This window comes from Evansella clarkii (assembly GCF_002019695.1).
Taxonomy (GTDB): domain Bacteria; phylum Bacillota; class Bacilli; order Bacillales; family Salisediminibacteriaceae; genus Evansella; species Evansella clarkii.
On record NZ_KV917376.1, the window covers coordinates 1,207,017 to 1,230,553 of the forward strand.

Below are 23,537 nucleotides of genomic sequence, written 5' to 3' on the forward strand. Positions count from 1 at the left end.
GGGCGCTTTTTTATGCGGATTGCTCTTCTTTTTCAATACGCTTTTCTTCTGATGCGGATACCACTTTTGCTACAGCGGCATCTCCCGTGATGTTAACCGCAGTACGGAGCATATCAAGTATTCTGTCTACACCGAGAACTAATGCGATACCTTCCACAGGAAGCCCCACTGAGGTCAGTACCATAGCAAGCATGATCATGCCCACACCAGGCACTCCGGCAGTACCAATACTTGCTAGAGTTGCTGTCAGAATAATAGTGAGCAAATCTCCAAAAGCTAAGTTTTCAGCATAAACCTGAGCGATGAAAACAGTAGCTACAGCCTGCATTATGGCAGTACCGTCCATATTGATGGTAGCGCCAAGGGGCTGAACGAAACTGCTTACAGGCTTAGAAACATTCAGTCTTTCCTGAGCTGTACGCATAGATACTGGTAATGTAGCACTGCTGCTTGAAGTACTAAAGGCCACTACCATGGCAGGAACGAAATTTCTGAAAAACTCAATTGGATTCATTTTAGCAAAAATACTTACTGCCCCACCATATACAATAATAGCCTGAAGCAGCAGTCCAAGCACAACGGCGAGCATATACATGAGCATTGCCTGCAATGCATCAAGACCAAGCTCTCCAATAGCAGAAGCAATCAATGCAAAGGCACCAAAAGGAGCAATGTACATAACTATCTTTACAAGGTACATAAAAATTTCGTTTCCTTGTTCCACAAGCCTTAATATACCGCTCGTTTTATCCCCGAGCCGCGCCAATGCAAAACCTACGAGAACTGCGAATGCGATAATCTGCAGCATTTCTCCTTCAGCCATGGCAGCTATCGGATTATCCGGAATGATGTTCAGAAGGGTTTCTGTAACAGGAGGTGCTTCTTCTGCTTCGTAATCCGCAGTTTGTGTTTCGAAACCTCCTCCTGCGCCTGGCTGGATCAGAAATGCGAGGGAAAGGCCGATTACGAGTGCGATGGCAGTCGTTACTAAATAAAAGGCAACCGTTTTTCCGCCAATCCGCCCCATTTTTTTAGGATCGCTCACACCAGCTGTACCTACTACAATGGACAGGAACACTAAAGGAACAACCAGCATGGTAATAGCGTTAAGAAATAACGTTCCTACTGGAGTTAAGACGACGGCATCAGCAATCTCAAAAGCTTCCGGCGCAAATAAATTGAATGCAATACCAGTTATTAGACCGAGTATCAGTGCAATAATTATATTTCTAGTTAATTTCATAGGATCCTCCGCTTAATAAAATGTTCTTTAAGTATAAAATTTTATACCCTTGCTTGCTTAATTGGCAAACACTAATTTTGTGGAAAAGTATGTAAAGAAGCGGTCAAATAAAACAGGGATGCCATGATAGCACCCCTGGCTGTTATTTTTTTAATGATCTGAACTAGTTTCCCAACGGCGGTTTCTCCCGGAATTCATGCCGAGATCTTTATCGGAAATATACTGATGGAAGAAATATTCACCAATTGCTATGACTACTGCTGAAATGAGCGCCGCGAGTGCCGCTGTACCGGCTGCCATGCCAATTGCCCAAAGCATAAGCCAGACTACAAGGAAAGCCACGCCTGCATCGGCGGCTGCAGCAGTCATATTATTAGTCTTCGGCAAGATATACAAGTCTCCTGCAAGATAGGAAACTGCTCCGAGCACCACTGTGATCAGAACAACATTCGCAAAGGAAACGCCGAATCCTAAACCTAATACGATGAATAACACAGCAAGTGTCATTACGGCTTTAATAGCCAATGCTTTCACATGTTCCATTCCTATCTCCTCCTTTTGTCTTTTTTTGTATGACTAAAGATAGTTCAGAACCAGAATCGCTTTGGCTCTTTATCAGGTTGTATTTTTGCTGTACCACGATAAGCAAGGCTATTAAACATCTTTTGGAAAAAAGTATTATGAGGTCTAAAATATTTCCAGTATTTTTCCCTGTAAATCTCCAGGTTTAAATAAGGCGAGGCGCGAAATAAGGTAGTATTTTGTAGAAAATTAAAGCTCAACAACTTTTTTGTAACAACATGTATAGACAAATTATCCTCATTATCCTTACTTATTTGGATAATAATAGGAAAATAACTAGGCTTAACTACACGTCTAAACCAGTAATTTACAAATGGAATGCAAGTTACAACAAATTTCGACAAAAGTACTTAAAATAGCATCTGGAAAAGATAGGTATTGTGGGGGATTCTTGTTTGTTATGGCATGCCTTATTATTAATCCCAGAGAACAGTTCGACAAACCGAATAACGACTGTATCTCGATAAAGGCAAAACTGGTGAAAACCAGTGACGCAAAGCTACAGGGGCTTCCGTGCGTTAGCACGATGCCAGCCAGTTACCGAAGGATCAGGGAACAGATGAATACTTAAACAGATGGATTTTCACACAGGAGTGTGCCTAAACCTGAGTAAATCCATAGGTTTTGTAAAGTATAAATCTGGTTATCACACAACCCCTCCTTTTGGTAAAGGCAGGGGTTATTTTGATGGAGCGGAGGTGAAGCATGGAGCTTATAAATTTGAGCAATGACAGGGTAATTGCTGAAGACGTAAATAAAGCCTATAACTTCTTTAAAAGGTTAAAAGGGCTGATGTTTACGAAGGAGCTTCCCCAAGGCAATGGGCTGCACATTAAACCGTGCTCGTCGATTCACACTTTCTTCATGAAATACCCGATTGATGTACTTTACATCAATAAAGACAATGTGGTCGTCGCAATCGACGAAGCATTGCAGCCTGGAAAGGCAGGCGCCCATTACCCTGGAGCATCTGCAGTAGTAGAGTTGTCTGTCGGTTCAGTCAAGGCGTCCGAAACTCAAGTCGGTCATAAATTAAACTTTATATAAATAGAAGGAGAGTGCATCAGCATGATCAAAAACAAATTAATGGGATTAATCAGAGAAGAAGAAGGACAAGGTATGGCGGAGTATGCGTTAGTGTTGGGAGTAATTGCAGTTGGAGTTGTAACAGTACTAACAGCATTCGGCCCTCAGTTAGCAAGCATGTTCCAAGATGTGTTAGACAGCCTTAAAGGTGTTTAATTTCGTAATTAAAGATTTGGAAGCTTTGAGTCAGCAAAAAACTATTAATATAAATAAGGAGCGTGCATCGATATGATCAAAAAATTAATGGGATTAGTAAGAGAAGAAGAAGGACAAGGAATGGCGGAGTATGCTTTGGTACTAGGAGTAATCGCAGTTGGAGTTGTAACGGTATTAACAGCATTCGGCCCGCAATTAGCAAGCATGTTCCAAGATGTGTTAGATAGTCTTAAAGGTACAAACTCAGGTGCGTAAGGAAGGCTTATAAATAACCTAATAGAAAAAAGCTTTACTCCAGCAGTAAAGCTTTTTCTTAAGAAAACACACCGAAAGGAGAGTTCAGCATGCTGCTTAATATCTTATTGTTTACTGTATTGATCATTTGTATTATTACGGATCTTAGGAGCCGGAAAATTTATAATAAGGTGATTTTCCCGTCGCTGCTGCTGGCTTTCCTTTTAAATGGAATCCTTGAAGGCTGGTCCGGACTTTCCGGCAGCCTGCTCGGATTTATAACAGGGTTAGGAATCCTGTTAATTCCATATCTGATGGGCGGCATGGGCGCTGGAGACGTAAAACTCCTTGCTTTAGTGGGGGCAGTGAAAGGTGCGTCATTTGTTTTTGCTACAGCAATTCTTATGGCGATTATCGGCGCGGCGATCGGGCTCGGATTAATCCTTTTCCGTAAAGGATTCTTACAGCGTCTGAAGTCATTAGTTTATGCAATATGCGGCATGAGATATGGAATGAAGTTTACAGACACGATAGACAACGAATCATTGAAAAAAACATTTCCTTACGGAGTGGCCATTGCCGGAGGAGCCTTTACAGCAATCCTTCTTAACGGGAGCACATTTATATGATTAAGAACGAAAAAGGCCAGGCTTTAGCAGAGATGGCACTCGTTATTCCTTTGCTGCTCCTCCTTCTTGTGGGAATAGTGGATCTTGGCAGAGTGCTTTACACGTATTCCAGTCTTCATTTTACGACACAGGAAACAGTCAGGCTGAGCGGCTTTGGAAAAACGGATAGTGAGGTTACCCAGTTTGCGAGAAATAACTTCAGTGCTGGAGATTCATCCCAGCTAAAAGTTCAGGTTTCCCCAGGGGCAGCTCAGCGAAGGCCTGGAAACTATGTAACTGTAAGGCTGGAATATCCAGTAAAGCCTATTACTCCGTTTGCGGGAAGGGTTTTTTCGGGACCAATAACACTCAGGACAGACTCCACGATTCGGATCGAGTGAGGGATACAAGATGAGAAAGCTTAAGAATTTACTAAAAAACGAAAATGGCAGTGTCCTCGTCTTAGTTTCTCTCGCTTTTGCAGGGCTCCTGGCACTCACAGGCCTTGTAATCGACGGGGGCAACCTGTATATGACAAAAAACCACCTGCAGAAAACAGCGAACGCCGCTGCATTATCGGGGGCCCAGGAACTGACAAATGGAGAAAGCCAGGTAAGTTCTGTGGTAAATAACATCCTTGTGCACCACAGAGAACAAGGAGCTATGGAAAAGCTTGAAATCATCTTAAACAATCGGGTGGAAGTTGGTTTGAAAAAGACAGTTCCACTTGCCTTTTCCAGCCTGCTGGGATTCGAAGCAGTGGATGTAAGAGCCTCAGCGACAGCAAGTATAGGAACGTTGGGAAGGGCCATGGGAGTAGCACCATTAGGAATACCCGAATCAGAAATTCTTGAATACGGAAAAGAATATGAATTAAAGGTTGACCAGACAGAAGCGGAATCAGGAACATTTGGTATTCTTGCTCTCGCTGGTACTGGAGCCAGGACTTACAGGGAGACACTTATAGCTGGTTATGACAAGGAAATCAAAGTCGGCGACATAATAAACACCGAGTCAGGGAACGTGGCAGGTCCAACAAGGGAAGCTGTCAATCATCTGGTAAATACGTGCAGCAGCCCAACGGCAAGGGACTGTCCGAGGATACTGCTTATCCCTGTGTACCGGCCGCACCAGCATGAACAAAATAAACTGAAACAAATTCAGGTTACCGGCTTTGCTTATTTCTATATTACGAAGCCAATGACCAACAGAGATACATCTATAACAGGTATGTTTATTAAACGGGCGGATTCTGGTTTTACAGAGCCTGGCGCGCTTGACCGAGGAGCATACACAATCAGATTAACAGAGTAGGTGAATATATGGGTTCAAAACTAGTGTTCTTTTTAGCGATTGGAATGGGAGTTATCACTACGGTGTTATTTTTCAGCTATATAAATCAGCTGGATGAAGCGGAAGCCAAGGAAGAGAAAGTGATGGTTCCAGTAGTCGCCGCGGCGGAAAAAATTAGCGAAAACCAGATTGTTTCCTCTGAAATGCTTAAAACAATTGAGGTCGCGGAAGAAGATGTACATCCGCTGGCAATAAGAGATATTAGCGAAATAGAAGGAAAGTTTGCAACGACAGGGCTGGAGACGGATGAGGTCATCCTCTCCCACCGGCTGAAAGATGATAAAGAAGAGGCAGAACTCGTATCAAGAAAAGTACAGGACGGATACAGGGCAGTATCTGTTGGCGTAGATATTGTCAGGTCTGTGGCTAACCTAATTGAACCGGAAGATTATGTGGACGTGGTTCTTTCAGAAATAATCGATTCAGGGGATACAGAGGAAGTACAGACAGAGCACATACTTACGGAAGTAAGGGTGCTGGCGGTGGGACAAAAGATGCTTTCTGAGTCAGATAGTGAAATGGGGAGTCCTGAATATACGACAATTACACTGGAACTCGGTCCTGAGGATGCAGCAACCCTAATTAATGCGACAGAGAAGGGAACTGTTCATTTTACACTTCATTCCAGTATTATCTCATCGGAGTCCGAGTAAATACTTGTGAAATTTTTAACGGGGAGGCGCACGCTATGGCAGAACAACCATCAATAAATAGTAAACAAGGCCAGATTATAGCTGTAAGTGGTGCTAAGGGAGGAATAGGCAAGACACTCCTTTCTGTGAACCTCGCTGTAGCTTTAAACAAAAAGAATATGGACGTCTGCATCGTTGACGGTGACCTTCAGTTTGGCGACGTGAGCCTGGCGATGGATATCCAGCCTTCTTTTACAATTAAAGACATCGTTGAAGAAATAGGCAGGGGCCAGGAAATTTCTGTTTCGGGATACTTGTCTTCTCACATTTCCGGAGTAAAAGTATTGTCTTCTCCGGAAAAACCGGAATATGCCGATCTGATTACAAACGAATTGCTTGTGAATATCCTTGATCAGCTTAGAAGTCAGTATGATTATGTGGTAATTGACACATGTCTCGGTTTCCAGGATGAAACTGCGGAAATTATGGAGATTGCCGACCAGATTCTCATTGTTACTACCCTGGAAATGACTTCTTTAAAAAATACGAAGCTTATGCTTGAAACAATGGAGCAGCTTGGCATGAGAGAAAAAGCAAAGCTTGCCGTAAACCGTTATAACATGGAGAGTCTTCTTAAAGCGGAGGAGGCGGCGGAAATGCTGGGGAATAAGAATGCTTATTATATACCAAATAACTTTAAGCTGGCTTCCCAGTCAATAAACATCGGTGTTCCACTTACTGTAGAACATAGTAAATCAGACATTGCAAAGGCTGTTTTCAAGATGGCGGGGGATCTGAGTTCGCCAGATGAAAAGAAAAAAACGGAAATTAAACAAGGCTCCGGAAATAAGTCCTCTATTTTTACAAAACTGATCCCAACAGGCAATTAAGGAGTGGTTGGTAAATGAGCCTCCTCGCGAGAATACAGAATAAAAACGAAGGCCAACAGGCGGCCGTTAAAATAGAAGCAGCAGTGCCTGAAACTGAAACAGAAAAAAAGGTACCGAGACCAGCCCCGAAACGGATGGAAGTAAAAAAGGAGCAGCCTCAGAAGAAAAAGGGGCTTCCTATTAAAACTACAGATAAACAAAAAGAATTGAAAAAGATTCTTCATAAACAGATTCTTGAAGAAATGAAAGATAAAGAAGATATCGAAGCTGTTATTCCAAAGATTGACGAAATGGCAATGGAAATTATTAAAGAGGACGAGACTTTTCGGACTAACGTTGACCGAAAGCAGGTAGTGGACGATCTGATTAATGATCTGACCGGCTTCGGCCCAATAAATCCTCTGCTCCTTGATGAAGAAGTATCAGAGGTTATGGTGAACGGTCCTGACCAGGTGTACTGTGAAAGGAAGGGGAAACTAGTCTTAACAGATGTAACATTTCGGGATAATGACCACGTGCTTCATGTTATTGAAAAAATCGTCGCCCCTTTAGGCAGAAGAATCGATGAAAGCAGCCCAATGGTGGACGCCCGGCTTCCGGACGGTTCCCGTGTAAATGCAATTATTCCGCCGCTCGCCCTGAACGGACCTACAATTACAATACGTAAGTTCGCTGCCGATCCTTTTGTCATCGACGATCTTGTCAGCTTTGGAACGTTGACGAAGGAAATGGCTATTTTCATCGATGCCTGCGTAAAAGCAAGGTTGAACATGTTTGTCAGTGGCGGGACAGGTTCAGGTAAGACGACAACATTGAATGTTCTTTCCAACTTTATTCCAAATGATGAGCGAATAGTAACTATTGAAGATGCAGCCGAGCTGCAGCTTGGTCAAGATCATGTAGTTTCTCTGGAATCCAGGCCCCCTAACATTGAGGGCAAGGGTGCGATTACGATTAGGGATTTAGTAAGAAACTCGCTGCGGATGCGTCCTGACCGCGTTGTTATTGGTGAGGTGCGTGGAGCGGAAGCACTGGACATGCTGCAGGCGATGAACACGGGTCATGACGGCTCCCTGGCAACAGGCCACTCCAACAGCCCCCGTGATATGATCTCCCGTCTTGAAACAATGGTGCTGTTAGGAGGGGTCGATCTTCCGGTAAAAGCCATCCGTGAGCAGATCTCGGGAGCTATTGATGTTATTATTCAGCAGTCCCGGTTGAAGGACGGTTCAAGGAAAATTGTGAAAATCACTGAAGTGCAGGGACTGGAAGGTGACGTGATCGTACTTCAGGATATATTCACCTTTGAGCAGAATGGCCGGGATGAAAACGGGAAAATTATTGGAAAGCTTGTACCTACAGGTGTACGCCCGAAGTTTTATGAGCGTCTGGAAAATTCGGGGATAACGATTGAGCCTGGAGTATTTATAAATAATGAGGAGTGAAGGGAATGAAAGGACTTTTAATAATAATGTTTCTCTTCACTGTAACATTATTTTTCCTTCTTATTTTACAGCGTTTTTCTTCTAAAAATAAGCTCACTGAGACTCGTGTTAACAGATATTTAGGAAGCGTAACAGAAGTGGAAAAAGCCGCCGTTCAGGTACCTAAAAAATTCCAGCGGACGATGCAACTTCGTTTTGTAAAGCAGACTGTGAAAAAATATCTGGCAAAAAAAGATAAAACGGCGCACATAGAGACTCTTCTCAGCCAGGCAGGGGTCCCATTGAAACCAGAAGAATACATTATGTTCAAGTGGATCTCTATTGCACTTGGGGCCGGAATCCTTAATTTGATCGTTGGCAACCTGATAGTAATCCCTCTGGGCGCATATATTGGTTCAGTTATTCCAAAAATGATTCTGAAGCGACGGCAGCGGGTAAGACTGAAGAAGTTTAATGATGCTCTGCCGGAAATGATTTCTACTATAGTAGGGGCGCTCAGAGCAGGATTTAGTTTTCCCCAGGCATTAAAATCTGTAGCGGAAGAATCTTCTTCGCCAATGAAAGAGGAAATGGAATTGGTTTTGAAAGAAATGCAGTATGGAGTTACCATTGAAGATTCGTTAAACAAACTGAAAGAACGGATGCCCAGCGAGGACTTAAACTTAATGGTCCAGGCAATTTTAATCCAGCGGCAGGTTGGCGGAAACCTGGCAACTGTGCTTGATCAGATTGCCAATACGATACGAGAAAGAATAAAAATCCAGGGCCAGATAAAAACCCTGACTGCTCAGGGGCGGCTGTCAGGAATGGTTGTCGCTTTGCTCCCTGTCATACTTGGAGGTTTACTGTTCGTTATCGAACCTGATTATATTACTGTGCTGTTTACGAATACAATTGGATTAATACTGTTGTGTGTGGCGGTGGTTTCCTGTGTAATTGGCTTTATCTTTATAAGAAAAATAACGGCGATCGAGGTGTAAGCAATGATTGTAATGATGTACGGACTGACTGTTCTGCTGCTCCTTTACGGGATGCTTATACTGAAAAAAGAAAAAAAGAAACAAGTAAGCGCCAGGCTGGCTGCGGTGTTTAACGACACTACAGAAGAAACTGTCCTTGCGGGAGACCCAGGAGAAGAGATTAAGAAAATGTCTTTTTTCAGCAGGATTATTAAGCCTCTCTGGAAAGAGACGAGAAAGAGCCTGCAAAAGAATTTAACGAGTGAAAAGCGGGAAATACTTGAACAAAAGCTGCTTCAGGCAGGAAGTCCTTGCGGGATGACTCCGGTGGAATTCCGGATTGTGCAAATCGTTCTGCTCGTATTGCTGCCTCTTTTGGCAGGAGGATACGCCTTTTTTATAAATGCCGAGCCTGGAAGACTTTTCTTGTTCGCTGCAGGTGGTATAGCTGCCGGAAAGTACTTGCCGTCATTTTATTTAAAACAAAAAGCCCAGGCAAGAAATAAAGAGGCTCTGAAAGCTCTGCCTGACTTTATAGATCTTCTTACAGTAAGTATGGAAGCAGGCTTAGGCTTTGATTCAGCTTTAAGTAAAGTTACCGCAAAAAAAGAAGGGGTGCTTTCTTCAGAATTCCAAAGATGCTTAGAGGAGATGCGTCTGGGGAAAACAAGAAAAGAAGCATTGTCAGGAATCAGGCAAAGGCTGGAGCTTGAAGATATGAACTCTCTTATCGGAAGCATCATTCAGGCGGAACAGCTTGGTATTGGAATGGTACAGGTTCTTAATGTGCAGGCTAATGAAATCAGAAACAGAAGAAAGCAGAGGGCAGAAGAAGCGGCGATGAAAGCACCAATTAAAATGCTTTTCCCTCTTGTGATGTTTATTTTCCCCTGTATATTCATCGTTTTATTAGGACCGGCAATTATTCAGATCTTTGAAATTTTCTAATACGCTGTTTAGTAATAGATCAGGAGGCGAGGCTATGAAATACAAGCCGGTCGATCCTTCTTTTTTTCAGCAGCCTACACTGGAGCTTGCCCGCAGCCTTATCGGAAAACTGCTGATTAAAGAAACAGAGGAAGGTACTGCTTCCGGTATTATAGTGGAAACAGAAGCATACATCGGGCCTGGAGACAGGGCGGCCCACAGCTTTGGCAACAGAAGGACGGCCAGAACAGAAGTGATGTTCGGCGAACCTGGGCATGCATATACGTATGTGATGCATACTCACTGTCTCGTGAATGTTGTGAGCGGGCCGGAAGATTCCCCGGAAGCGGTTCTGATACGTGCGGTTGAGCCTCAGGAAGGGCTGGACCTTATGTACAGCCGGAGAGGCAGTGATAAAAAACTATACGATTTAACAAACGGTCCGGGAAAACTGACAAAGGCTCTCGGGATAATGAAAGAGGATTACGGAAGGCCTTTAAATGAGCCGCCGTTATATATCGCTGAAGGCAGGTCACCGGACGAAGTAGTTGCTGGTCCGAGGGTTGGAATCGATAACAGCGGGGAAGCACGGGATTATCCATGGCGGTTCTGGGAAAAAAGAAATCCCTTTGTATCCAGGATGCGAAAGAGAAGGGACTAAAAGGCAGGTGTGCCACAGGATAAAGGATCTTGTTTTGAGGTGCTTCTCTTAAAAAAGCGTGCGGAAATGCCAGTCGTATTTAAATAGTTAAAGTGAAACACGCCATAGTTATTTGGCGTGTTTTTTAATGTGCAACTTCACTTCCTTTAAATGTGTTGAGTAATCAGGAAAAGTAAAATAAACGGAAATTTTCCTTTTAAATGCAGATTGGAGCCTGTTTCGAGGGGAAATAAGGGGAGTTTTTCCGGTTATGGGAAGCAAAATCCCCCTTTTTTCCAATGTTTCGAGTTAATAGAAGGAATTACTCCGTCTATTTCCACGTTTTTTAATAATATTAACGAATTAAGCGGATTTTTTCCGTCTATTTATTAATTCGGTTGCTAACCAGCACCACGGCCTTAGTAAAATAAAGTTGCCAGCCCCTACGAAAACTGCATCAGCAAAATCCCCCTTTAATCACAATACATGCCTGTCTTACCCCATTTAAGCTAAATGGCCCTGCCGTCAAAGCGGCTTAAAATATTTTGTATGCCCCGCAGCCCTTGCGAGAGCTTCAAGGCGTTCATTAATAAATTTTTTATCAAGAGTAAGCATTTTTTCCTCAGCAAGCCCCTCAAGTATATACTCTGTAAATTCCCAGACCGTTTTTTTTACATGCTCAGAATTGTTTTCAGCTATAATCGTTAATGCTTTCAGACCGGAAGCGAGTACGGAAATGTCCTCGAACCCGTATTTCCTTATTTGGTAGAAGCAGCGGTATAAATAATCACTGAAATCAGGTTTTTCAAGAATGACGCGAAGGTTTCTGTCACGGTCATTATGATACGATTTCGGAAGGTATTTCCCGCCCAGCTTTGTCATAATCCTTCCGAGGTTTTCAATACAGTTAATCGCTGTATTTGGATCATTTATCCCTGGGGATAATGCCCGTAAAGCAATTTCCACTAATTTAGTAATTCCGAATTCCATATCATCTACAGGGCTCTTATTCGGCCCTACAGCGATAAAGCGATGATAGCTGCCAATCTGTTTATGATTGCCCATTGACCACAGGGAAAGTACAGGGGTGGACTGATCCACGTACTCACTCAGTTTTTTCTCCACTCTGATAATACAATTGTCTTTTACCGCCTGTTCGATCATCCCTTCCACATCAATATGTTTTATATAGCCAGTTTCCCTGAGATGGATCTTTTTCGGATTTATATGCTTTATTTCTTCGCTTTCCCAGTCTTCCCATGGGGCATCAGCATGCACGCCTTCCTTATCTCTGAAATCCGAATCAATTTTTTTCATAGTAGTAATCGTTATATAGTGAATCAGGTTGCTTACCTGAATCCAGGTGGAAGCATGGTGGATAAAGTAGACGAATACAAGCAGGCACAAAATAGCAAAAAATACAGCAAAAGATGGAACGAGAAAAAGGGATCCAGGCTCAGTTTCCCTTAAAAACAAGAGAAGGAGTATGGAATATATGAAGCCTCCGGCAAAGATACCAAGTACATGCTGGGTTTTTCTGTCGGTAATAAAGTTCTGAATAGTCCTTGGCGAAAACTCAGAAAGAAAGGTAGTGAGTACCACGAGTATGGTAGAAAAAGTAATCGTGGTCATAGTTAGCAGCGAGGCGGATATTGAACTTAAAATGGTATGCGCCAGATTTATATCAGTAAGGAGAAGAGAAGGTATCGCAAAATAAAAGTTCTCAGCCTGCATGAAATATGCTTCGATGCGCAGGCTGAGTACAGAAAAAGCAACAGCAGAAATGCTGTATATGGAGGGAATATACCAGAAGCTGGTTTTGATCATGTATAAATATTTTACAGGAGTCATGTGCCCTTTCCCCCAACAAAAACAAATTCACATTTTACTGTACTTATTGTTTGAGTAATTATCTTTGTTATACATTTTGTTACATGTCGCATAATCTGGAAAATTACAGGAATAAATGCGAGGCTTTTTACCTGTTTTTTAATTAATTTAGTTGTGATACGGAAAAACACTCTTCGTCATGTAACAAAACGGTAATAAAAGTAATAAGACAGTAAAAAATCAAGGGGGAAAATACTATATGAATTTATTGAAAGAAGTACCTCGGTTAACAAAATTGTCAATAAAGAAGAAGCATCACACTGCATGGACCACAAAAATCCTGCCTGTTTTTCTGGGGGCGGTAATTGCAGCTGCAGGAATTTTTCCCGCAGCATTCTCTGTAAAAGCTGATGGAAACACTTATACTGTGCAGGCTGGGGATACACTTTTTTCTATAGCAAACCAGCATGGTACATCAGTATCAGCTCTTAAAGAAGTAAATGGATTGAGAAGTGATTTAATTATATCCGGCCAGACTCTGCAATTGTCAGGCAGTAATTTACAGGATAACCAGAGTAGAACGGAAGGAACGGAGTACAGAGTGTCAGCGGGAGATACATTATTTTCGATAGCCGGAAGGTTTGGGACTACTGTAGAGGAAATCCAGACTGAAAACGGACTTTCTTCCACATTAATTTACCCAGGCCAGACACTTAAAGTTGGCTCCGGACAGCAAACAGGAACAGAGGCAGATAAGGCTGTTGTAAGGTCAGGAACAGATGCTGCTGTTTATACTGTACAGAAAGGCGACACACTTTGGAATATTTCCAGTCGTTATAACACCACAGTTAAAGATTTACAGCAAATTAATGGGATTAGCGGAACAACGATTTATATTGGTCAGGAACTCATGACAGGTAAGGCAGAAACAGTGACAGAAGAAGCTTCAGTTGTGGGCGCTGCTGACAGCCATTCCGTGGAATTTCAAGTGAACGGTGAGCCTATCGTCCTGAAAGTCGGTTATGGAGAAGCGGAAAAGTTTGAAAAAATGAGAGGAGAAGAAGTTAAAATAACCTATGAAAAAACAGGGAGGCCATCTCTCGTCTCTTATGAAGAGGACTAAAGAAATAACCGGGCAGTTACTTGCCCGGTTATTTTAAAGAAGTTAATCCTCAATCAAGTGTGCGAGCTGAACTTCCTGCTCTTTTTCTGGTTCGTCCAGAGGAAAGACGCGGGCAGTCTCACTATCATCATTAACATGCTGAATATAAACGGGGGTCCCCTGGTAAGTAACCTTAATCGTATCCGGTGATTCAGAAATTTCTTTTGCACGCATGCGGTTCATTTTAAAACCTCCTTTTACAGGTGATGTTCCCTCAGACCGTTTAAGTCGACAATCTGCTCGTGGTCCATATTATCGAGGGGGAAAACTCTGGCCATATCCTGGTCATCAAGCACTTCCTGTATATAAATCGGGAAGCCGTGGTAATTAACATTTACCATTACAGGAGAATCAATGATCTCCTGGACTCTGTCCCTGTCCATTTTTCCTGCCTCCTTCATCTAGACTGTATTCTTTATAATTTTTTACGTAACGAGCCATTGTTATTAAAATAAATGCAGGATATATTTCCATATTGTGTAGAAGGTACATGTGGAATTAATAAACGCAAGGAGAGGGTTGGAGGATGAGCAACTGGCAGGCAGGGAAGATCCCTCGTTTAGAAACAGGAAGATACATACTGAGGGGGATAAAAGAAGAGGATGCAAAGGAACTGTTTCCTTTTATGTCAGACAGGAAGACAATGAGGTTCATTACTCCTCATCCTGTTGATACGGAAGAAAAGCTGCAATGTGATATTAAGGCGAGTCTACATAATTATGCAGATTCTAAAGAAATACCATGGGTGATCACACATAAAGAAACAAACGAAATCATCGGTATGTTCCGGCTTCATAAGTTGCACTTATGGCATAAAAAAGCGGAACTTGGAGCTATTATCAGGGAGGAATATCAGCGAAGCGGTGTAATGACAGAAATAATGGGAGAGGTTCTTCGTTTTGGGTTTGAGGAACTTCAGCTCAATAGAATTGTTGGGGATATTTTTGAAGGAAATCATGGTTCAGCGCGTTTACTCAATAAGTTTGGCTTTACGAAAGAGGGTCAGCTAAGGCAGACGGACTTCGACGGAGAGAACTTCCACGACACCATTGTTTATTCGCTGCTGCGTCAGGAATATGAAAAATTATGTAACCAAAAATAAACTGCGCTATTTCAAAAGCCTTACAGCATTTTGTGCTGTGAGGCTTTTTTTTTGGAAAATAAAAATAAAAATTTTTAAAATGATATTGAATAAAAATTCATACGAGAGTATAATAATCTACCAACAGGATGTAGGAAGAAATAGGATATCCAGACTTGCCACGGGTTAAGGGGAGTCAGCAATAAGGATGTTTACCATAGCGCTTTATAAGCATGAATAAACTATACATCTACTGAAGGAGGGGTAACGGTTGAAAAAGGGCTACTTGCACCTGGAATCAGGAGAAATTTTTGAAGGCGAACTTGCTGCAGATGCTGATTTTACAGCAGGAGAGGTTGTATTCAATACAAGCATGACTGGTTATCAGGAAATTCTGACAGACCCTTCTTATGCGGGGCAGATAATTGTCTTCTGCTACCCTTTGATTGGGAATTACGGATTAAACGACAACGACCATGAAAGCTTTACTATAGCCGCACGGGGAGTAATTACTGGTGAATTATGTGAAGAACCAAGCCACTACAAGGCGGACAGGACTATCACCGATGAACTTAATAAACATGGCGTTCCTTGTCTGACAGGAGTGGACACCAGGCTTCTCGTCAGGACCGTCAGAAAACGTAAAACAGTGAGAGGGATTATCACAGCATCAAAAGAGCTTGATTTTAAACATTCCTTGCAAAAAAGTGGAGATGAATTTCTGGTAGATCAGGTATCTGTAAAGGAACCCGCTGCATTTGAAAATCATGGGCCGCACATTGTTCTTATGGATTTTGGCTATAAAAAGTCAATTCTGCATGCACTGCTTGCAAAAGGATGCTCAGTAACCATCGTCCCTTATAACTATACGTATAAGCAAATCCAGCAAACAAATCCAGACGGCATTATTTTCAGCAACGGGCCAGGAGACCCTGCGAAGCTGAATGCCTGGGCTTCAGAATATAAAAAAATCGCATCCGCATACCCCTCACTCGGTATATGTCTCGGCCACCAGCTGATCGCCCTGGCTTTCGGCTCAAAAACGAAAAAACTGGACTACGGGCACAGGGGCGGCAACCATCCGGTAAAAAATCACCATACCGGGAAAGTATTTATTACTTCCCAGAACCATGGTTACACAGTAATCAATGAATCAGTAAATACAAACGAATTCTCCATACTTTACACCAATGTAAATGACCAGACAATCGAAGGATTAAAACATAAATCACTGCCTGTACAGACCGTTCAGTTCCATCCGGAAGCCCATCCTGGACCAAGTGATACAGCATTCATTTTTGACGAGTTTATCATGCATGCAGAAGCATCCAGGGGGAAGGTATATGCCAAAGTATAACGACATAAAAAAAGTCCTCGTTATTGGTTCCGGGCCGATTGTTATTGGCCAGGCAGCAGAATTTGATTATGCCGGGACACAGGCCTGTCTGGCATTAAAGGAGGAAGGAATCGAGGTCCTTCTAGTGAATAACAACCCGGCGACAATCATGACCGACGAGTCTGTTGCCAGCAAGGTATACATGGAACCACTCACTATTGAAACGATAGAAAGAATTATTAAAAAAGAAAAACCTGATGGCCTGATCGGATCTCTCGGGGGCCAGACAGGGCTTAATTTAACTGTACAGCTGTATGAAAAAGGGATACTGGCAAAAAACAGAGTGAAGCTGCTGGGCACTTCAGCAGAATCCATTCAAAAGGGAGAGGACAGAGAAAAATTCCGCAGCCTGATGCTGGAAATAGGCGAGCCTGTCCCTGATTCTGAAATTGTCGAGAATATCCAGGAAGGCATGGAATTCGTCAGGAAAACAGGCTACCCGGTTATCATTCGCCCTGCTTATACACTTGGCGGCGCAGGCGGGGGTTTTGCAGGTAATGACGAAGAGTATCTGGCAGTTTTAAAGCGAGGGCTTGGCGCAAGCCCCATCGGCCAGGTGCTTGTAGAAAAAAGCATAAAAGGCTGGAAAGAAATCGAGTATGAGGTGATGAGAGACGTAAATGATACGTGCACGATTGTATGCAATATGGAAAATATGGACCCTGTGGGCGTCCATACAGGAGACTCGATCGTTACTGCACCTTCCCAGACACTGACTGACAGCCAGTATCAGATGCTCCGGAATGCTTCACTGAAAGTAATCCGGGCTCTCGATGTAGTAGGTGGATGTAACATTCAGTTCGCTTTAAATCCTGATTCTGATCAGTATTTTATTATTGAGGTAAACCCACGGGTCAGCCGCTCATCAGCTCTTGCTTCTAAAGCGACAGGGTACCCGATAGCGAGAATTGCCGCAAAGTGCGCGATTGGCTACCACCTGGATGAAATTATCAATCCTGTCACGGGGAATACATTCGCTTCCTTTGAGCCGGCTCTTGATTACGTCGTTGTGAAGCTCCCGAGGTTTCCTTTTGATAAATTCAGTGAAGGTGACCGGACGTTAGGCACCCAAATGAAGGCAACAGGGGAAGTTATGGCAATTGACCGTTCATTTGAAGGAGCCTTTAATAAAGCGGTCCGTTCCCTTGAAGTGAACAACGGACACAGCATGAAGCTGGATAACTTAAGCGTTCTTACAAATGAGGATTTACTGGCCCGGCTTTCCGTGCCGACAGATTTACGCATATATGAGCTGGCTGAAGCTTTTTACCGGAAAATTTCTCTTGATACGGTTCACGAGGCGACCAGCATCGATAAATGGTTCCTATGGAAAATTAAACGGATTATCGACTGTGAAATAGCCCTGGCGGAATTCAGTTCACTGGAGGAAGTGCCTCTTGATCTGATTAAAACAGCGAAGAAAATGAATATAAGTGATAAGCTGTTGAGCCGTATTTTTCAAGTGAAAGAAAAAGAAGTTCGGACTTTCCTGAAATCGGCCGGAATGAAACGAAGCTACAAACTTGTGGACACATGTGCTGCCGAGTTTGATGCGGAAACACCTTATTTTTACTCAACCTGGCATGGGGCTGACGAGGCAGAAACGAACCAAACTTCAAAGAAAGTGCTCGTTATTGGTTCAGGGCCAATCCGTATCGGACAGGGAGTTGAGTTTGATTACTGCTCGGTGCATGCTGCAGAAGCATTAAAGAAGGCAGGTTATGAAGCAATAGTAATAAATAATAATCCGGAAACGGTAAGCACCGATTATTCTGTGGCTGACAGATTATACTTCGAGCCACTGGCAGCGGAGGATATTTTAGCAGTAGCGGAAAAGGAACAAGTGGAAGGAGCTTTAATCCAGTTTGGGGGCCAGACAGCTATTAACGTGGCAGAGCAGCTCGCAGAAGAAGGAATCCAGCTTCTTGGAACGTCTCTGCAAAGTATTGACGAGCTGGAAGACAGAGAGAAATTCTATCAGTTGCTTAACAATCTGAATATTCCCCACATAGCAGGTGAAACAGTGAAAGAGCCTGCCTCGTTGTATAAAACAGCTGCTGAGCTGGGTTATCCGGTTCTCGTACGCCCGTCTTATGTGATTGGCGGGCAGTCAATGTTTGTTTGCAGCAACCAAGAGGAGCTGAAGCAATATATTGAAAGAATAACTGCAGAAAACGATGAACGTTCCTGGCCGGTACTTGTAGATCAGTTTTTGCCGGGAATGGAATGTGAAATGGATGTTATCAGTGATGGAGAGACGATCGTTGTACCTGGAATATTCGAACACCTGGAAAAAGCAGGTGTTCATTCCGGAGACAGTACGGCATTTTACCCGCCACTGTCCATTACCTTGGAGACGAAAAACAAGCTTGTAAGCTATGCAGAAAAAATCGCGGAAGAAGCAGCTGTAAAAGGAATGATAAATATTCAGTTTGTTGTATATGAGGAGACGGTGTACGTTCTTGAAGTAAATCCCCGTGCGTCCAGAACGGTGCCTATTATCAGTAAATTAACTGGCATACCGATGATCGACTGGTCCGTGAGAGTCCAGCTGGGTGAAAAGCTAAGTGAGATTACAGGTGATACAGGACTCTTGCCGGAACCGGATTTTTATTCTGTAAAAGTGCCAGTTTACTCGGCTGGCAAACTGAAAGGTGTTGATCATGTTGCAGGGCCGGAGATGAAATCAACGGGGGAAGTTCTCGCGCTTGGTTTTACAAAGGAAGAAGCACTGCAAAAATCACTCGCTGGCATATCTAAGGAGTTAGCCGGTACAGGAGGACTAAAACGGGTTTTCTGTACAATTACTGACGGAGCAAAGCTGGAAAGCCTTCCCCTCATAGAAAAATTCGCTGACAACGAATTTGAACTTGTTGCAACAGAAGGAACGGCAGAATTTTTAAAGGTCAATGGGTTTAATGCACTGGCAGTCAGTAAACAGCAGGAAGATCTGGAGGAGCTTTTTAAAACCGGAGAGCTTGATCTTGTAATCAATATTCCTACCCAGGGGCGAGTACAAAATAAAGCAGGATTTACTTTAAGAGAATTAGCAGTAAAGTACCAAATCCCCTGCTTTACGAGTCTGCAGGCACTTGAACCTGTCATAAGCCAACTGGGCAGTATTAACGGAGACATGAACGGCACCCCTAGAGCACTTAATGAATATGCAGGAAGGTTAATAACTAATTAGTTCTGTTGGAGCTGAATGTTGATTTTTATAAGCAAGTGATTTGCAGATAAAAGCGCGAGACTGTCTCTTCCTCTTCGAGCGTAGCTTCGAAGAGCATCCGTCGAGACAAATCGATGTAATTGCGTAGTAGTGATGCTCTTGCCGGTCGGGAATAGCATTAGCTGAAGATCCCCTCGGAAGCCTTTTAGGTTCCGAGGTAGCTGAAGCAATGCCCGAGGCAAGCGAGTGTCTTTTAACGAAAATCAACAGTATAGTTTGACATAACCAATAATTAAAGAGGAGTGGGAGTATGGCAACAGTAAAAAGTTTTAAAAACCATAACGCAGTATCAGTTAAGAGTCTGGCAGGGAAGGACTTCCTTACCATTGCTGATTTCACCAGCGAAGAAATTAATTTTCTCATCGACGAAGCAATTGAATTAAAAAAGCAGCAAAAGGAAGGGGTGCCGCATCCTCATCTGGCGGGAAAAACCCTCGGAATGATCTTTGAAAAATCCTCTACAAGAACCCGTGTCTCTTTTGAAGTTGGCATGCTTCAGCTTGGAGGAAACGCCATATTTCTCAGTTCAAAAGATATCCAGCTTGGCAGAGGGGAGCCAATTGAAGACACTGCCAAGGTATTGTCAAGGTATGTTGACGGACTGATGATCCGTACTTTTGCCCATGAAAGTATCGAGGAATTTGCAAAGCATGCATCGATTCCGGTTATAAACGGCCTTACTGATTTACACCATCCAGCCCAGGTGCTGGCAGACTTAATGACTATTAAAGAATATAAAGGAAAGCTGTCATGCCTGAATATTTGTTATATCGGCGATGGTAATAATAACATGTGCCATTCACTCCTTGAGGGAGCGGCGGTAACAGGAATGAACATTACAGTCGTAAGCCCTGAAGGATACGAACCAGACGGAAATATTTATGACAATGCCAGTGTAACTGCCAATCAGCAAGGAGGCAGTGTTGAATTTACTTACAACCCTTCCAAAGCCGCAGAAGGGGCCGATGTGATAGTAACTGACGTGTGGGCAAGTATGGGCCAGGAGGAAGAACAGGAAAAACGTATAAAAGCATTCAAAGACTATCAGGTTAATCAGTCATTATGCAGTAAAGCGGATGCAGGATTTATTTTTCTCCATTGCCTTCCTGCTCACCGAGGTGAGGAAGTAACCGCTGAAATCCTTGATGGAATGCACTCTGTCGTCTTTGATGAAGCAGAAAACAGACTCCATGCCCAAAAGGCATTAATGAAAAATTTAATGAATTTATAATTTTTTATTGACAAACATGCATAAAAATACGTTATAATGGATTTAAATTCTTAGGAGAGAGGGATCGGCATGAGTAAGGGAAAAGTTGTTTTAGCATACTCCGGAGGTCTGGATACTTCCGTTTCAATTAAATGGCTGCAGGAAAAGTACGGATATGACGTGATTGCACTTGGACTGGATGTTGGTGAAGGGAAAGATCTTGAAGCGATCAAAAATAAAGCTTTAGCCGTTGGCGCGGAAAAGGCGATTATGATCGATGCGAAAGAACTTCTCGCGAATGAATATATTCTGCCTGCGCTGAAAGCTAACTGCCTGTATGAAGGAAAATATCCAATTTCATCAGCGCTTTCCCGCCCGCTAATCTCCAAATTATTAGTAGAGGTAGCTGAGCAGGAGGGAGCGGTAGCTGTTGCTCACGGCTGTACTGGTAAAGGTAATGACCAGGTGCGTTTTGAAGTTTCTATTCAGGCGTTAAACCCTGGCCTGGAAGTTATTGCGCCGGTTCGTGAATGGGGTATGACTCGTGACGAAGAAATTGCGTATGCAGAGGAAAAAGGGATTCCAATCCCGGTGGACCTTGAAAACCCATACTCTATCGATGCGAATATCTGGGGACGCGCATGTGAGGCCGGAGTTTTAGAAGATCCCTGGGCCGAAGCACCTGAGGGGGCCTTTGACTGGACAGCGCCGATTTCCATGACACCTGACGAAGCGGAATATGTGGATATCGAATTTGATAAAGGTGTACCTGTTGCCCTGAACGGAGAAGAAATGGGTCTGGTACAATTAATAGAAAAGCTGAATGATCTTGGCGGAAAACACGGTGTTGGCCGTATCGACCATATTGAAAACCGGCTCGTAGGCATCAAATCCCGTGAAGTATATGAAAATCCAGGGGCACTCATTTTAATAAACGCACATAAAGAGCTGGAATTTTTGACACTTCCTCGTGAAGTGACAAAATCAAAAGTACAGATTGAGCAGCAGATGACTCAGCTCATTTATGACGGGCTCTGGTATTCCCCGCTTAATAAAGCACTGGCAGCATTTGTGGAGGAAACACAGGATGTTGTCTCCGGGACAATTAAAGTAAAACTCCATAAAGGTAACCACATGGTAGTAGCGAGAAAAGCTGCAAACAGCCTTTATAACGAGGAGCTTGCTACGTATTCAAAAGGGGACGCATTCGACCATAACGCCGCAGTCGGGTTCATTAAACTCTGGGGCTTAACGACGAAAGTATATTCAGAGGTTAATAATCCTAAAAAACAACAGGAAGCAAAAGCAAAAGAAACTGTTAAATAACTAAGTTCAAAAATCACCGGCCTGGGGTGTGAGCTATGTTCATACGCCAGGCTTTATTTTATAGGAGGGATGAGCGGTGTCGAAACTGTGGGGCGGAAGATTTACAAAGGAAACAAATAAACTGGTGGAAGAGCTGACAGCTTCTATTTCTTTTGACCAGAAGCTGGCGAAAGAGGATATCGAGGGGAGTCTCGCACATGTGCAGATGCTTGGAGAACAAGAAATTATCTCTGCAGAAGATGCGGAAAAAATAAAGAACGGACTCCACAAAATAAAAGAAAAGCTGGCAGCCGGCGAACTGGAATACACAGTGGAAAACGAAGATATTCATATGAATATTGAAAAGTTTCTAATCGATGAAATTGGCCCTGTGGGTGGTAAACTGCATACTGGCAGAAGCCGGAACGACCAGGTTGCCACAGATATGCATCTTTATTTAAAAGACCATACCGCAGGCATTATTGAACTGGTGGAAGCAGTCCAGACAGCGATCATAAACCAGGCGGAGCAGAATGTAGAGACAATCATACCAGGCTACACTCACTTGCAGCGGGCCCAGCCGGTTTCCTTCGCTCATCATCTCCTCGCGTATTTCTGGATGCTTGAACGTGATAAAGCCCGTTTAACAGACAGCCTTGAACGGGTTAACTGGCTTCCTCTTGGTGCCGGAGCGCTTGCGGGGACAACCTTTCCTATCGACAGGGAGCGGGTTGCCGAACTCCTTGGTTTTGAAGAGGTATACCCGAACAGCATGGACGCGGTTAGCGACCGTGACTTTATTCTGGAATTTCTTTCTGCAGGATCGATTTTAATGATGCATATCTCAAGGCTTTCGGAGGAACTTGTGATCTGGAGCAGCGAAGAATTTAAGTTCGTGGAGCTCGATGATTCCTTCTGCACAGGTTCAAGTATCATGCCGCAGAAGAAAAACCCGGATGTCCCGGAACTTCTTCGCGCGAAAACAGGACGGGTTTATGGCAATCTTATGAGCCTGCTCACAGTTCTCAAAGGTCTTCCTCTCGCATACAACAAAGATATGCAGGAGGATAAAGAGGGAATGTTCGACACTGTGGAGACACTGGAAGGCTCCCTGCAGATGCTTGCACCGATGATTGACACGATGACAGTAAATAAGGGCCGCATGCGCCAGGCAGTTAACCAGGATTTTTCCAATGCAACGGACATCGCTGATTACCTGGTAACTAAGGGTGTTTCTTTCAGAGAGGCACATGAAGTGATTGGAAAAATCGTGCTGTATGCTATTGGTGAAAATAAATTCCTGCTGGATCTTGCTCTTGAGGAATATAAACAGTTCAGTGAGCTGTTTGAGGATGATATTTATGAAGTCCTTGCTCCGGAACATGTAGTAGGGGCCAGGAAGAGTTACGGAGGAACCTCGCAGGAACAGGTTAGTAAGCAGCTTGAGCTTGCGAAGAGTAAACTAAAATAATTTGCTTGGGCATACCGTTTTGATGATAAACGGTATGCCTTTTAATATTTTATCGATAGTAGCAGGCGGGCATTCCTTCGAGAATAGGAGTCCTGATT

24 protein-coding genes and 1 riboswitch are annotated in these 23,537 nt (G+C 43.3%); of the genes, 19 read left to right on the forward strand and 5 right to left on the reverse strand.

Going from position 1 to position 23,537, the window contains the following annotated elements:
* Window positions 1-10: 10 nt before the first annotated feature.
* On the reverse strand, window positions 11-1,243 hold the full coding sequence (locus BK582_RS05705) for a dicarboxylate/amino acid:cation symporter (RefSeq protein WP_078593380.1): 1,233 nt from the start codon (window positions 1,241-1,243) through the stop codon (window positions 11-13).
* Between the two features lie 150 nt (window positions 1,244-1,393).
* Window positions 1,394-1,786 carry a YndM family protein gene (locus BK582_RS05710; protein ID WP_078593381.1) on the reverse strand — a complete coding sequence of 131 codons (393 nt, stop codon included), beginning with the start codon at window positions 1,784-1,786 and terminating at the stop codon, window positions 1,394-1,396.
* A 497-nt stretch (window positions 1,787-2,283) separates the two neighbouring features.
* Window positions 2,284-2,370, forward strand: a riboswitch (cyclic di-GMP riboswitch).
* Window positions 2,371-2,530: 160 nt separating this feature from the next.
* On the opposite strand from BK582_RS05710, the gene BK582_RS05715 reads away from it, so the two are divergent.
* The 12 genes from BK582_RS05715 (at window position 2,531) to BK582_RS05765 (ending at window position 10,776) form a co-directional block, all read left to right on the forward strand.
* On the forward strand, window positions 2,531-2,872 hold the full coding sequence (locus BK582_RS05715) for a DUF192 domain-containing protein (RefSeq protein ID WP_078593382.1): 342 nt from the start codon (window positions 2,531-2,533) through the stop codon (window positions 2,870-2,872).
* A gap of 39 nt (window positions 2,873-2,911) precedes the next feature.
* Window positions 2,912-3,067, forward strand: coding sequence for a Flp family type IVb pilin (locus tag BK582_RS26415; protein ID WP_244895346.1), 156 nt, complete (start codon window positions 2,912-2,914; stop codon window positions 3,065-3,067).
* Window positions 3,068-3,139: 72 nt separating this feature from the next.
* Entirely contained in the window at window positions 3,140-3,322 is a 183-nt protein-coding gene (locus BK582_RS05720; protein ID WP_078593383.1) for a Flp family type IVb pilin, read from the forward strand.
* Window positions 3,323-3,411: 89 nt separating this feature from the next.
* Window positions 3,412-3,930 (forward strand): A24 family peptidase, encoded by a 519-nt coding sequence (locus BK582_RS05725; RefSeq protein ID WP_078593384.1) that lies wholly within the window; start codon window positions 3,412-3,414, stop codon window positions 3,928-3,930.
* The gene (locus BK582_RS05730; RefSeq protein ID WP_078593385.1) at window positions 3,927-4,310 is read left to right on the forward strand and encodes a TadE/TadG family type IV pilus assembly protein; all 384 of its coding nucleotides are present in this window, start codon (window positions 3,927-3,929) and stop codon (window positions 4,308-4,310) included. The genes BK582_RS05725 and BK582_RS05730 overlap by 4 nt, the downstream gene beginning before the upstream one ends.
* A 10-nt stretch (window positions 4,311-4,320) precedes the next feature.
* Window positions 4,321-5,223, forward strand: coding sequence for a pilus assembly protein TadG-related protein (locus BK582_RS05735; RefSeq protein ID WP_078593386.1), 903 nt, complete (start codon window positions 4,321-4,323; stop codon window positions 5,221-5,223).
* A gap of 8 nt (window positions 5,224-5,231) precedes the next feature.
* On the forward strand, window positions 5,232-5,915 hold the full coding sequence (gene cpaB / locus BK582_RS05740; RefSeq protein ID WP_078593387.1) for a Flp pilus assembly protein CpaB: 684 nt from the start codon (window positions 5,232-5,234) through the stop codon (window positions 5,913-5,915).
* Window positions 5,916-5,950: 35 nt separating this feature from the next.
* On the forward strand, window positions 5,951-6,784 hold the full coding sequence (locus BK582_RS05745; RefSeq protein WP_078593388.1) for a CpaE/TadZ family protein: 834 nt from the start codon (window positions 5,951-5,953) through the stop codon (window positions 6,782-6,784).
* A 134-nt stretch (window positions 6,785-6,918) separates the two neighbouring features.
* Window positions 6,919-8,229, forward strand: coding sequence for a TadA family conjugal transfer-associated ATPase (locus BK582_RS05750; RefSeq protein WP_420841244.1), 1,311 nt, complete (start codon window positions 6,919-6,921; stop codon window positions 8,227-8,229).
* Window positions 8,230-8,234: 5 nt separating this feature from the next.
* Window positions 8,235-9,209 (forward strand): type II secretion system F family protein, encoded by a 975-nt coding sequence (locus BK582_RS05755; RefSeq protein ID WP_078593390.1) that lies wholly within the window; start codon window positions 8,235-8,237, stop codon window positions 9,207-9,209.
* A gap of 3 nt (window positions 9,210-9,212) precedes the next feature.
* Entirely contained in the window at window positions 9,213-10,136 is a 924-nt protein-coding gene (locus tag BK582_RS05760; RefSeq protein WP_078593391.1) for a type II secretion system F family protein, read from the forward strand.
* Window positions 10,137-10,170: 34 nt separating this feature from the next.
* On the forward strand, window positions 10,171-10,776 hold the full coding sequence (locus tag BK582_RS05765; protein WP_078593392.1) for a DNA-3-methyladenine glycosylase: 606 nt from the start codon (window positions 10,171-10,173) through the stop codon (window positions 10,774-10,776).
* A gap of 504 nt (window positions 10,777-11,280) precedes the next feature.
* Here the strand turns inward: BK582_RS05765 and BK582_RS05770 are convergent.
* The gene (locus BK582_RS05770; RefSeq protein ID WP_078593393.1) at window positions 11,281-12,606 is read right to left on the reverse strand and encodes a DUF2254 domain-containing protein; all 1,326 of its coding nucleotides are present in this window, start codon (window positions 12,604-12,606) and stop codon (window positions 11,281-11,283) included.
* Window positions 12,607-12,844: 238 nt separating this feature from the next.
* On the opposite strand from BK582_RS05770, the gene BK582_RS05775 reads away from it, so the two are divergent.
* On the forward strand, window positions 12,845-13,708 hold the full coding sequence (locus BK582_RS05775; RefSeq protein ID WP_078593394.1) for a LysM peptidoglycan-binding domain-containing protein: 864 nt from the start codon (window positions 12,845-12,847) through the stop codon (window positions 13,706-13,708).
* Between the two features lie 42 nt (window positions 13,709-13,750).
* Here the strand turns inward: BK582_RS05775 and BK582_RS05780 are convergent, their stop codons facing one another.
* Window positions 13,751-13,930, reverse strand: coding sequence for an H-type small acid-soluble spore protein (locus tag BK582_RS05780; RefSeq protein ID WP_078593395.1), 180 nt, complete (start codon window positions 13,928-13,930; stop codon window positions 13,751-13,753).
* Between the two features lie 14 nt (window positions 13,931-13,944).
* Window positions 13,945-14,130, reverse strand: a complete 186-nt coding sequence (locus tag BK582_RS05785; RefSeq protein WP_078593396.1) for an H-type small acid-soluble spore protein — start codon at window positions 14,128-14,130, stop codon at window positions 13,945-13,947.
* A gap of 143 nt (window positions 14,131-14,273) precedes the next feature.
* Between BK582_RS05785 and BK582_RS05790 the strand changes: the two genes are divergently transcribed.
* The 6 genes from BK582_RS05790 to argH all read left to right on the forward strand — a co-directional run bounded on the left by BK582_RS05790 (window position 14,274) and on the right by argH (window position 23,439).
* Window positions 14,274-14,849 (forward strand): GNAT family N-acetyltransferase, encoded by a 576-nt coding sequence (locus tag BK582_RS05790; RefSeq protein ID WP_078593397.1) that lies wholly within the window; start codon window positions 14,274-14,276, stop codon window positions 14,847-14,849.
* A 250-nt stretch (window positions 14,850-15,099) separates the two neighbouring features.
* Window positions 15,100-16,185: a carbamoyl phosphate synthase small subunit gene (locus tag BK582_RS05795; protein WP_078593398.1), complete on the forward strand. Its 1,086-nt coding sequence runs from the start codon at window positions 15,100-15,102 to the stop codon at window positions 16,183-16,185.
* Complete coding sequence (gene carB, locus BK582_RS05800; RefSeq protein ID WP_078593399.1) at window positions 16,172-19,414, forward strand: carbamoyl-phosphate synthase (glutamine-hydrolyzing) large subunit; 3,243 nt, start codon at window positions 16,172-16,174, stop codon at window positions 19,412-19,414. Before BK582_RS05795 ends, carB begins: the two co-directional genes overlap by 14 nt.
* Window positions 19,415-19,703: 289 nt before the next feature.
* Window positions 19,704-20,684, forward strand: a complete 981-nt coding sequence (gene argF / locus BK582_RS05805) for an ornithine carbamoyltransferase (protein WP_078593400.1) — start codon at window positions 19,704-19,706, stop codon at window positions 20,682-20,684.
* 69 nt (window positions 20,685-20,753) lie between these two features.
* On the forward strand, window positions 20,754-21,989 hold the full coding sequence (locus BK582_RS05810) for an argininosuccinate synthase (RefSeq protein WP_078593401.1): 1,236 nt from the start codon (window positions 20,754-20,756) through the stop codon (window positions 21,987-21,989).
* Window positions 21,990-22,065: 76 nt separating this feature from the next.
* Window positions 22,066-23,439, forward strand: a complete 1,374-nt coding sequence (argH, locus tag BK582_RS05815; protein WP_078593402.1) for an argininosuccinate lyase — start codon at window positions 22,066-22,068, stop codon at window positions 23,437-23,439.
* The last annotated feature ends 98 nt before the right edge of the window (window positions 23,440-23,537 follow it).